We start from the raw sequence: 11,929 nt of genomic DNA on the forward strand, positions 1-11,929 counted from the left end.
CAGGCGGGCAGGGGCGGTGATCACGAGTCCGATTGGACGTCACGACCAGCACGCTCAGCGAGCGACCGAAACTGGCCGACCGGGCCTGGATCGCGAACTCCTGACAGGAGTCATGCAGCACGGCCAGGCACCGGATGCCGCGAGAGCGATCGACATCAACCGCCACAGCCAGCGCCCTTGCCAGCAGTTCCGTCGGGCCACACCCCGTTCAATGGATTCCCGGCCCGCGCGACTTGCCGCGTGCCGGCGCAGGGCCGCTTGCGTCACGCCACAATCTCGCCGTTCGGTACTGTTGACAGCGCGTACCGAACGGTCTCGACGTCAGCCAGGGGTACGGCCAGATCGTACGAACGGCCCGCTGACTTCAACGTGTACCGGCGGAACTTCGGTCCGGCGGGCACGCGGTCACCATCCCCGATCAGCCCGAGAGGTCCGGAAAGCTCGGTCCGGTGCTTCCCGGAGCGATCCTCCCATATGGGCGGCTGCCCGGCCGCAACCAGTAGCCATCCCGGCCGCAGCCGCGTCGCCTTCCCCGCCATGGCCGTTCCGCCAATGCTCTTGGTGAACCCGGAGACCTTCAGCGTCACCCCGTCATCGAGGTCAGCCCGATCCCCCTCAGCGCTCCGTCGTCGCACCCACGTCCACTGCAACACCAAATCCACCAGCGTCCGCGTCCCCGCCGCCCGCCGCACATCGGCGATCACCACGAACTCCTTTCACCGGGCACCACTTACCATAGAAATTTGCACTCACCGACTCTTCGCCACAAAAGGGTGGAAATCCCCTAACTCATCGCATTCAGAAGTTCCATTAGGCGAATACGAGACAGCTCTCGCGATCTTGCACGAATAGAAGCCACCAAGCCTTGAGGGATATTAGGCATCACCTCCAGAGAAAGGTCACCGATATCCCTCAGCTGGCATTCCAGCTCAATCTCCTCCCGATCGACCCCATCACTCAATTCGCCGGACATGAAGCCTGCGCCATTAAGCGCGTGATTTGAGCAGTATTGCACGTTCACGGAATCGAGCGTGCCCCTGTATACACTGGCATAATAGAGACACGCGGCCGAATCATACGCGTACGCAAGAGCGCCCATCGGCTCGTCCTCGCCAGAAAGTTCCGGCAGGCTCTCGAATGACTGGGAAAGTTCATCCCACTGCCCATCCGCCTCAAACTCCCAGAGACGCTCCATGCACCTAATCGCCAACTCGACATCTGACAGGCGCTCGGCATCTCGGCCGACTACTCCGGTGAAAAGTTGCGCCATTCTTTCAGCGCAAGACGCTGCGAAGACTTTTACCTGCGCTGCGGTTCCCACCTCGAGGAACTGCAGCACTTTCGATCGACCTTCACTCACCATACGAAAGTCCGAACCATGGTCCCCGATTCGCTCTGATAAGTCTGACCGGTCATACGCCCGCCGGTCGCCCTAATGAGAGGCGCACAGTAGGTGTTGCACACACTCCGTGACGCACCTCCAGCAATTGGCTCCCAGCCCATTTTGTTAATATAGAGAAGCGCATTCTGTTCGGCATGCATTCCGGCAATATTATCCGCCAATATCTCTCCCTTTCCTATCATTTCCCTCTGCGCCTTCGTAAGTCCACGGCCACTTCCGGCAACAACATCAACCGTACCGTGCGGTGTCCGCGCCCGGATCACACTGACAGTCGACTTTGACATTGCTATCGGGCTACCAGCTTGAGAATGAATATCCGATGAGCGACTCGCAAGCTGTTGAGCGACTTCCCCGTTGCAATTATGAACCAGTACCGGCGTGGTTCCCGCCAGCACATAGTAAGTGTGGACATCCGAGACCGTCAGGTTGTCACGGTTGGCCGCGCCTGCGGTGATGCGCACCGCGATGACCGTGACGTGCTGGTCGTGGTCCGTATTGAGAGCGTGGCCCGGCTTCAAGGTGCCGGCAGGGACCCAGGTGTGGGTGGTGTCGTCCCAGAAGGGGTGCTTGGACGTGGTGTGTACGGTGGCCGGCTTCGCGCCGGGCACCTTTATCGTGAGGTCGACCAGGTCGTCGTCGTGATTGACCCACGTTGCGGTAACCGCATGTGAACCGTCGTTCTTACCGGTGTCCGGGTCGGCGGTCTTCACCTTGTCGCCGACGGCGATGTCCCCGATCGGCTTCGACTTACCGTTGGCCATCAGGACAGGTGTGCTTGGTACGAAGCTGCACGCCGCGCCGGTTTGCGGTGCCGCGTCCGCTGCCCGCTCTCCGCCTGACGCCGAGCCGGAATCCGCCTTCGCCTTCGCGCCGGCCGCCGCCGTGTCCGCCCCCGCGGACGCCGCAGCGTCCTCCTTCGCGGCGGTCTCGACGGCTTTAGTGACCGTGGCGGCGGCCACGCTGGCTGTCGCCACCTCCGCCGCAACCGTCGCACCACCTGCCACGACCGCGCTTGTCGCTCCACTGACCACGGCCGCTGTGGCGCCGAATTCCGCCCCTGCGGTGACGCCTTCCGCAGCGGCCACGAGGACAGCCGCGCAAGCGCCACCCGTACCGACGACGCACGCGACAGCACTCACGACGACGGCCGTCGCGACAACCGCGGCAATGACCGGGTGCTGCTCGACGACGTGCTTGACCTTGTGAACAACCGCCTTGGCGCCGCATTTCACGTTCCAGAAACTGCAGTGCTTCTTCTTGGGCGTGCCCGCGCCCTGCTCCGAGTGCTGCTTGTCGAGAGCGGCGATGTCCTTCTGGCAGGAGTCGTCGCAGTATCCACCGCCACCAACAGCGGCATTCATCAGGCCTGACGGGTCGCTACCGGTGACCGGGTTGCTCGACGCGTAGCTGTAGCCGTTGATCTGTTGCGGGTCCGTGAGTTCCAGGACAGGGTCGAGTGAGATGAAACGGCCGATCGTGGGGTCGTAGTCCCTGGCACCGAGGTGGGTGAGACCAGTGGTGTCGTCCTCGACGCCGCCGACGAAGCCCTGGTCACCGGTCCAGGAATCCGGGTCCGACCCCCGGCTGTTACCGAAGGGATCGGTACGCCGGTGGACAGCGGTCTGGGTGTCGGCGTCGATCTGGGTCGTGGCGGTGTTGTGCGCGTCGGTCAGGACCCACTCAAGGGATCCGTCACCGCTGCGGGTCGCTACGGTCTGGTCTCCCCAGGAGTAATAGCGCGTCCCGTTCGTGCTGGTCGTGCCCTTGAGCAGTTTCAGCTCGGTGTCGCCGAGGTACAGCGTGGTGCCCGAGGCGTCCCGGGACAGCAGCCGCTCGCCGTCGGCATCGTACAGGTAGGACGCCGAGGTACCGTCTGAGTCGTCGGCCTGGGCCAGATCCCCTTCATCGTCCCATTGCAGTGATTCCGAGGTCCCGTCCAGGGTCCGGTTGGTGGTGTTGCCCGACTTGTCGTAGCCGTAGGCGTTCTGCTTGTCGGGCTTGCCGGCCTCGACGGTCTTCGAACTGGTCAGCGTGTGTGGCTGCGACCCGTCCTCGGCGCCGTAGGTGTACGTCGTCGTGGCGTCGGGCGCGCCGGTATTCGTGCCGTGCTGGACGAGCTGCGTACGGTTGCCCAACTTGTCGTAGCTGTACGTCTGCCAGTACGGCGCCGGACCTCCCAGGATGCCGGTCGTGGGGTCGGAGGCGCATCCATTGGTGGCCGTCCATGCCTGGGTGAGCCGGTCATGGCCGTCGTAGCGATAGCACTGGGTGTCGTCACCGGTGTCGTCCGTCGCGTCGACAACTGTCGGGTTGCCCGCGTCGTCGTACGAGTAGTGGGTGTCGTCGACGGGCGCCGTGTGAGTGTCGTCGGTGATCAGCTGACGGTTGAGACGACCTGTGCCGTCCTCATAGGTGTTGGTCTCCTGGACCCACTTGGTCGCGCTGTTGGAGGACTCGCCGAGGGTGATCTGCTGGACCTGGCTGAGCTTGGTGTACTGGGTGTTCTGCACATAGCCCGAGGCACCGTTGAGGTTCTTCGGCATGCCCAGTTCGTTGTAGCCGTAGACAAGCGATTCCGACGGCAGTCCGCCCGCCGCCGGGTCGGAGGTGCTGTAGAGCGTGCCGTCCAGGTTGTATGTGGCGTTTGAGACGTACGAACCCGCCAGTGCCCCCTCACCCGTCGCGGAGGGAATCACCACACGGGTGGCAGTAGGTCGGTACAGCTCGTCGTAGGCGCCGACTTGGGAGGTGTACGACAAGGTGGCACCAGTGGTGGAATCCTTGACATAGCGAATCGACGAAGTCGGCTGCCCCTTGCTGACTGAGTCGTACGTCCACTTCGCGAGCTGATTGTCAGAGCTCTGATCGGCTACTGCGGAGTCGAACATCCCCGTCTTGCGGCCGAGTTCGTCATACGTGTAGCTGATCGTCTTGCCGCGACTGTCCGTCGTGGCGACCATCTGGTCCAGGTCGTTGTACGCCGTCCTGGTCGCGCCTGCGTCGGGGTCGGTCGCGGTGACCTGGCGCCCCATCACGTCGTAGCCGTAGGTCCAGACATTGTTCCCCGCGTCCGTGACCTTGGTCAGGCGGCTTTTCGCGTCATAGCCATAGGTGATCGAGGTGTAGGGCCCGCTGGCTGTTCCGTTGTCGTACTGCCGTGTCTCCGTGGTGCGGCCGAGGGTGTCGGTCAACGTGGTGGTGGCGACCCCTCCGTTCGGCGGAATGACCGTGGTGCGGTCACCGCCGTAGCTCGTGCTGGTCGTCCACTTCTTGGTGCCCTTGGCGTAGAAGTCCGCCGCGGTCGGACGGCTCGCCCCGTCGTAGGTGGTGAGTGTCTGAGCGGGTTCGACCGAGGTGATGTTCGCCAACGTCCCCGACGCGGTGCTGCCGTCGGTGTAGTCGGCGTCGGTCTCCACGGCCAGGCCGCGCGAATCGTACTTCGTTTCGGAGATGACGCGGCCGCCCCCGGGCGCGGGCGTCTGCGACTGGCGCGGGCGCAGCATGGAGTCATAGATGGCGTAGGTGTAGTCGTACGACGTACCGTCGTTGCGCACCTTGCCCGTGCGGACATACGAAGCCGCGGAATTCGACAGCGCATACGTGTACGTGAGATTCGGCTGCTGTCCAGCGGACTTGTTCCTGTTGGCGAGCCAGATCCCGGTCACCCGACCCAGCGGGTCGTACGCGTAGTCAGTGCGCTTGCTGTTGGGATCCACAACCGACGTGGCCACTCCGCGGGCCGGATCATAAGTCGTCGTGGTCGCGTAGTCCTTGGCGTCCTTTGTGACGGTCTGAGTCAGCGGCCCACCGGAGGAGGGGGTGTACGCGGTACTACTGGTGTGGCCGGCCGCGTCCTTGACGGTCAGCACCCTGCCCTGGGTGTCATACGTGCTGTTCGAGACAGTCTGATAGACGGGTGTGGATCCGTTGTACGACGTCAGGCGCTGGGTCGAGGTCTCTTCGCCATGCGTGGGAGCCGTGCCGTACGACGCATAGTCGTACAGGGTACGTGCGTCGGAGACCACGTTGTCGGGCCTGCTGGGCGTCGTACCGCAGCTCACGTCTACGGTCTCGACGCGGATCGGTGCGGCCATGATCCAGGCGTCGACGTTATTGACGTAAGTCGTACGTGTGCATTGCTCGTCGCCGCTCACCGCGTCGTCGCCGAGGTCATTGACCTCGGTGGGTTCACCTGTGGCCGCGTCGTACGTCGTGATCGACGTGGTCGTGCGCGGGCTGCCGCCGACAATGTCGGTGCGGTTGTGGACAGCAGCGGGTCGAACGAAGGTCGCGATACGGGTTCCGTCGGTCGCGGTCTGGTGGATCCACTCGTCGGTGATGGTGCCGGACACTTCGGCAGCGCCGTTGTAGGTGACGGATTCGCGTACGTCTCCGGCGAGTTCGTCGGAGTCGGTGACCTGTGTGCCGTTGGAATCGGTCACCTTGACGCTACGGGTCGTGCCGTCGGACTGTTTGTCACCGTCCATGCCCCGGAAGAATGTCGCGACGGTCTTGGTACGGGCGGACTGAGCGTCTCCGGTCGTGGTGGTGACGCTCCCGTAGCCGCGCCATACCGACCAGGTCTTGCGACTGGCGGGGCTGATCACGTCATCGCTGTCGTAGTGCCAGGCCGGGTTCCCGTTGTAGGTGTAGTCCGTCTCCTTGAGAGGCGCCCCGCCGCTCGGGTCGGATTCGTTCACCTGCTTGACCACGTACTTGTGGAACCAGTCCAGTTGTGGCTTCGCCGTCAGAGGCGGTGTCCACCAGACCGGATAGCAGAGCTTTGTGTTGCTGTCCGGGGCGGACGGCATATTGGTTCCCACGATGCACTGCGGGTCGGAATAGTTGACCGTGATGACCGAGCCGGTCTCCGTGGTGATGGTCCGTACGCGCCACTTGATCAGAGCGGCGATGTCGTCGTGCGTGGTGTCGACCCGGTTGGCGAGCTGGATTCCGGCGAAGGTGATGGGTTTCATGGCCAGGTCGGCACCGTCTTTGCCGGTCCGGGTGATCGACTTCAGCCACAGGCTCGCCGACGTGCCGTCACCGGGATCGACGAAATTCTGGTCGAGCGTCCATGCGTCGACATCACGGTATGCGGGCGTCGTCAGGCTCGCGTCCCACACTTTTGCGGTGACTCCGACGAGACGCCGACGGGAGAAGAACGTCGGCGAGGGTGTGTTCTTGCATACCGTGCCGAGGTTGCAGATCTGGTCGAAGGGAACGTCGGGCCAGTCCTTTGCCGTGGTCGGGCTCAGCGTCCCACAGGGTTCGGTGTCGGTGGGCAGGCAGCGCTCCCGCGTGGAGAACACCACCTGGTCGGGGGCCGTACCGAACACCGTGGAAGCGGTGATGCCGTAGTCGATCCGCGACAGATAACCGCCGCGCACATAGGTGGTGCCGGTCGCCGTGGTCGTGCCGTTCTGGCCGTAGGCGTTGTTCTCCTTGCTGTACCAGTACGACATCGCGTTCTGGTGGGTGTCCACCACGTAGTCCAGGTTCCAGCGCCATGCCTGGGTGAGCGACCGGCCGGAGAAGGACGTGCCGCCGGTGTATCCCGGCTCGCTACTGTCGTCTCCGTACACCGGGACGGTCCAAGTGGAATTGGTCTCCGCCTTGCCCGTGGACCAGCCGGGAAGCCTGTTCAGGCCAAAGGTGTACTGGCTTCCGTCCGGTGTGGTGACCGTCCAGTACTCACCGTCGTTGTCACCATTGACAGCTCCTGTCCAATGGATGACGCGTTCGCCGTCGTCCTCCTTCGGATGCCACTCCCCGGTGTTCTTGTCCTTGATGAGGGGGGTCGATTTGCCATTGAGTACAAGCGTGGCATTGTCATTGGCCCAGCACTCGTCGTATTTCTTGTCCTGGCCGTCGTCGTCGCACGAGTCGTAGGACCGCTCGATGTACGACGTTGGCAGGTCCCAGCCTTCACCAACCCAGGAAGGCTGATTGTTCGTCGACGGCAGACGCCCGTCCACGCTCTGGGAGTCGTAACCGAGCGCCAAGTTGGGCGCCGGACCGGCGGCTGCCGGAGGCACCTGCATCGGATATGACCAGCTAAAGTCACCGCTGGATCCACCGGCATTCCATGAGCCGGAGGGGGCCAGGGCCGTGGCTTGATACGAACCTGCGCCGGACTTCGCCGTCGACGTCACGCCCAGCACGGTCAGCCGCGTGGAGGACGCATCACCTTTCGTCGCCGGTGCGACGGCGGGCACCGACACGGAGAGTGTGCGCCCGGTGAGGTCATTGTGCGCCGCGAGCGGTGTCCGCGTGCGGCACTCCGCCTTCTCGGGCGAGGTCAGCGCACACGCAGGCATCTCGACCAGAGTCAGCCGGGAGGCGAAGTCACCGCCGTACGCGTCGGCGAACCCCGAGTAGTCCAGCGAGATCTGAGCCGCTCCCGTGCCGGCAGGACGTGTGAAGGACAGCAAAGCGCCGTCGACACCCGCGGCTGTCGCGGCCGAGTGTGCGGCAACCTTCACTGTGGCCGTGTCCGAGGCGGCGCTCACGGAATTCTTCGCCTTCGGCACGAACCGGACCGCGGTATCGGCGTCGGTCGGCCACTGAACCGGCTTCGCGCTGCGAAGAGCCGCGTTCCGCGCGGCAACCACCGCCGGATCCTTGGCCTTGACGGTCGAGGCGCGGAACGGGACGGCCGTTCCCGGCTTCGTCTTTTCCAGCGACACCGTGTGGTGTCCGTGAGGCTCGGACGCCCACGCCGCAGGTGCCGTACCGAGTCCGGTGGCCGTTACCGCTCCGATGACGGCCCCCGCGACCCACAGCCGTCGCAATCGCCGCTGCCTCTGCTTAACGGTCCCCACCCCAAAGCCGCGCATCACCGAACTCCGCTTCCCTCTTGGATCGAGCCTGGCCGTCCCGCGCGTGAGCGCGATTGAATCTGCTTACTCGTCGGGCCACGTGATGTGGTAATCGTCCGTATACATCTGGTTGATGGCGGCCGGAGACATTACGCCCGTCCACACCTTGACCTTGGAGACAAGGCCGGTTGTCGCATCGCCGTACGAGCCGTTACTGGTACGTCCACGACCGATGGAGAGATCGCCCTTGGCCTGCCACGGATTCGCGAACGTCGTTCCTTTGCCGATGGATTCCGTGTTGCCGTCGCTGCCGGACACATTCTGCGGCACCCCATTGACGAAGAGGTACATCTGGGCATGGGCGCCGTCGTAGACACCGGTGACCATCGTCCACTCCCCCGGGTCTACGAGCTTTCCGGCTACTACGTCATCCGGAGCCGTCGTTGTCGTCGCCGTCGTCGTGTCGGCAGATGTGCGGCCGAAGACCCACACGCCCTGGGACTGGCCGGCCGCCTGGGAGTACCAGAGGCCCCACGAATCACGTACTGATCCGGACTGCCCCGTGACACGCACCGTGTGTGATGTCGACGTGTCCGCCAGAGAATCCGGGTTGAGCCGCACCCATGCGGATACCGTGAAGTCGCCCTGCGAGTCCACTGTCGCACCGGGGGAATTCACATAGGAATTCACGCTGCCGCCGAGTTGCAGCACATTGCCCATGGTGTCGTCGTTCACCCATGTCGCGTCCGCGCCAACTGTTCCTGTGTTGGCATATGGTGTGCCGTCGGCCGCTGTGCTGCCCGATGTTTCGTTGAGTTCCCAGTCCGCCACCAGGGCCGGCCGCGCCTGAGTATTCGGCCCCACCGCCATGGATTGAAGATCGGCTACTTCATCGTCGGCGAGGATGCGATTCCAGAAGTTGACCTCGTCGATACGGCTGTTCGCATAGTCCGAGTATTCGCCACCGATCTTGCTGCGGCCGATCTGCAGGGACCCACTGGCCTTCCACGGCGTGGTGAAGGAAACGGGATCCCCCTGCGGCACACCGTTGACGTAGAGCTGAATCGTCTGCGCCTGTTCGTCGTACACACCCAGTAGATGGGTCCACACGCCTGGAACCGGCGTCGCGGTGGAGACCGACCGGACGATCGTGGGTGTCGCCGAGTCGCTGGTGTACCGGTTGAAGACCCATGCCTTGTACGAGGCGGAGTAGTAAAGGGCGAATGAGGTACCATTCGTCCCCGTCTGGGAGACGATCACCGAGTTCTGCGTGCTGCCCACCAGATCGGCCCAACCACCGACCGTGAACGAATGCGACGAGTCCAGGCCTGTTGCAGGCGCTGTAGCGTACGCAGTCGAACCGTTGGTGATAAGCGACTTGCCGAGACGAGCACGGCTCGACCAGGTCGCCCCGCCGCCCAGCGTCGCGGTGTGTCCTCCCACCGAGTCCGCGGCTGAAGTACCGGTGCCCTCGTCGAAGGACCATGTGTCCACCGCAGGTGCGCCTGCCGCAACCTTGAAATCGAAGAATCCGCTGCTCGAACGGTTCCCCGCCGCGTCGAGAGTCTCGACTTGCAGTTCATTGACTCCGCGTACATCCGGGGTCATCTCTATGGTCAGACTGGGCGTTGGGCTCTTGAAGGTCTTCTGCACCAGTCGCCCGCCATTGAGTTGGTAGATGTACGTCAACACGTCGGACGCGCCAGCGGAGATCAGAAAGTCTCCGGCCACCCCTACGCCGCCGTAAGCTGTGCAATCGTCCTCATCAAGTGGAGTGGCGCATCCGAGGTAGATACCTTTTACGGCAGCGGGGGAAATAACTGGCTTGGGTGGTGCGGTCGTATCGATCGTGAAATAGCAGTACTTCGACCACTCGGAATACATCGATCCGCTGTGGCCACTCCAGTTGTACTGGTACTCCGATCGCGCCTGGAAGTGGTAAGTGGCGCCATCGGTCAGCCCACTCACGGTCCAAGTACCCGATGTGCCCGACGCAGTCCAGGCCGAGGGATGCCCATTGGCGATCTCGACCCCGCCCGGAGTCCGCACACGAAAATTCGGTCGCAGGGTCGCCTGGGACCCGTCCGACGACTTCGGTGCCGCTGCCAGAGTCGGCGTTACGTCATGGATCACGGAGGGGTGTGATTCCGTCCCACAGCCCACGTTCGGATCGGACATGCGCAGGTTCGTGGGCTCCTCAGGAGCAGACACGAAAGTGACCGAGAGGGTGGGGATGGCGTCATTGGGGGATGCGAACTGTTTCCAGGCGATGGGGTCGTCGTCATCGGCATCGCTTACACGCAGCCCGAGTGTCGTGGTGCCCGAAGATTGCCCCGCGCTGGCCGCCACCGCCCCTTTCGCATTGAAAGAGAGGTTGCCGCCGGGGCATGCGGACGAATAGCCCTTCGCCGCGGATTGGTTATCGACTTTGGTGTACCACTTTGGCGGCTTGTTCCATGTTGTCGATTGTGAGATCGAGCTCGTCCGCCAGAGATCGACGTTCTTGGGGGTGCAGTTTGCCGACCACACCTCTTCGGCGGTGAAGGTGGCCTCAAGCACCTGCTTGCCGGATACGCCGTGGGTGTCGAACTGGTAGAGCGATCTGACTTTTTTGTTGTCCACATAGGCGTCGTAGCCCACGCCCAGCGAGTGCTTCGTATCCCAGAACGATGTCGACGCCATGGTGCCGTTCGACCACAGAGCGGTCCAGCCGGCCAGGTGATTGCCGGTCGTCTGCGGGTCAAGCACCACTGGGTAGACCGTGTCGGCATCGGCCAGAAATGCCTGGTCCGGAGTGACAGTCATTGCCGTGTTGTCGATCGAGACGCCCATGGCGGTGGTCCTCGATCCCGGCGTGGGGTCGTTGGTGGCGTCGTCATCGGTTGCCACAGATGCCGCATCCCGGTTCGTCTTCTGGAGACCGGATGCCTGCTCTGCTGGGGCACTGTCCCATTGCAGCGCCGTTCCCGTCGTGAAAAGCGAGCGCCCAGTGCTGTCCATCAGCGCCGCACCGCCCGAGGAGAGCTGCTTCACTGTGAGGCCGCTCAACGCCACAGGGAAGCGAAGCGCCGCCAGTTGCGGGTTCTGCGCCGCCTCCCGCGTCTTGACGACCACGTTCTCGGCAAAACCATCGGCGCCGGCCGAAACCACCAGATCCACATCGGGCAGCACCGATGGGTACGTGGCTGTAGCACCCGACACAGTAGGAGCCGGCAACGTCCACGGCGCCGTTATGGAATACGTCTTGCCGTCCGACGTGACCGTTGCCAAGGGATCCGACCCGCCGCCGGAGAAGGTCATGTCGACGGCTGCGGCCCTCGGGCGGATCGTATGGTCGGGCTGTGACTGAAGGGTAGTGTCGATGGGCACCCACGCATTGCCCTGCCGAGCGCGTACGGGCGTCGTGCTCGCGTCGAGCTTGAACGTACCGTCGGGCTGGGCGGTGATGCGCTCGGTCGGCGTCGTTTCGGACGCGACCTCGACCGGGTCGCCCGACTCCGCTGCCTGCTTGGACGCCGCTGCCTCGGGAGACAGGTCCCGTGCCGAAACGTCCGCCGCAGTTGGCATGCTGCCCGCCACGGCCACGTGTCCCGCCACGGCCACCAACGGCTGAACGCACAATGCCACTACGGCCAGCCACGCTTTTCGCGCATGCTGCCGCCTGCCCCCCACAAACCCCATACTGCGTCCCCACCCCAGGTGTTAC

Annotated in this window: 4 protein-coding genes; all 4 read right to left on the reverse strand. The window is 63.8% G+C overall.

Going from position 1 to position 11,929, the window contains the following annotated elements; translation table 11 throughout:
- Positions 1 to 263: 263 nt before the first annotated feature.
- Positions 264 to 704, reverse strand: a complete 441-nt coding sequence (locus tag BM076_RS26260) for a hypothetical protein (protein ID WP_093716163.1) — start codon at positions 702 to 704, stop codon at positions 264 to 266.
- Between the two features lie 80 nt (positions 705 to 784).
- Positions 785 to 1,339: a hypothetical protein gene (locus tag BM076_RS26265; RefSeq protein WP_245796377.1), complete on the reverse strand. Its 555-nt coding sequence runs from the start codon at positions 1,337 to 1,339 to the stop codon at positions 785 to 787.
- A 17-nt stretch (positions 1,340 to 1,356) separates the two neighbouring features.
- Positions 1,357 to 8,091 (reverse strand): RHS repeat-associated core domain-containing protein, encoded by a 6,735-nt coding sequence (locus BM076_RS26270; RefSeq protein ID WP_177246617.1) that lies wholly within the window; start codon positions 8,089 to 8,091, stop codon positions 1,357 to 1,359.
- A gap of 216 nt (positions 8,092 to 8,307) precedes the next feature.
- Entirely contained in the window at positions 8,308 to 11,802 is a 3,495-nt protein-coding gene (locus BM076_RS26275; RefSeq protein ID WP_143120647.1) for a LamG domain-containing protein, read from the reverse strand.
- Positions 11,803 to 11,929 lie beyond the last annotated feature (127 nt).

Source organism: Actinacidiphila alni (assembly GCF_900112845.1).
Classification (GTDB): Bacteria; Actinomycetota; Actinomycetes; order Streptomycetales; family Streptomycetaceae; genus Actinacidiphila; species Actinacidiphila alni.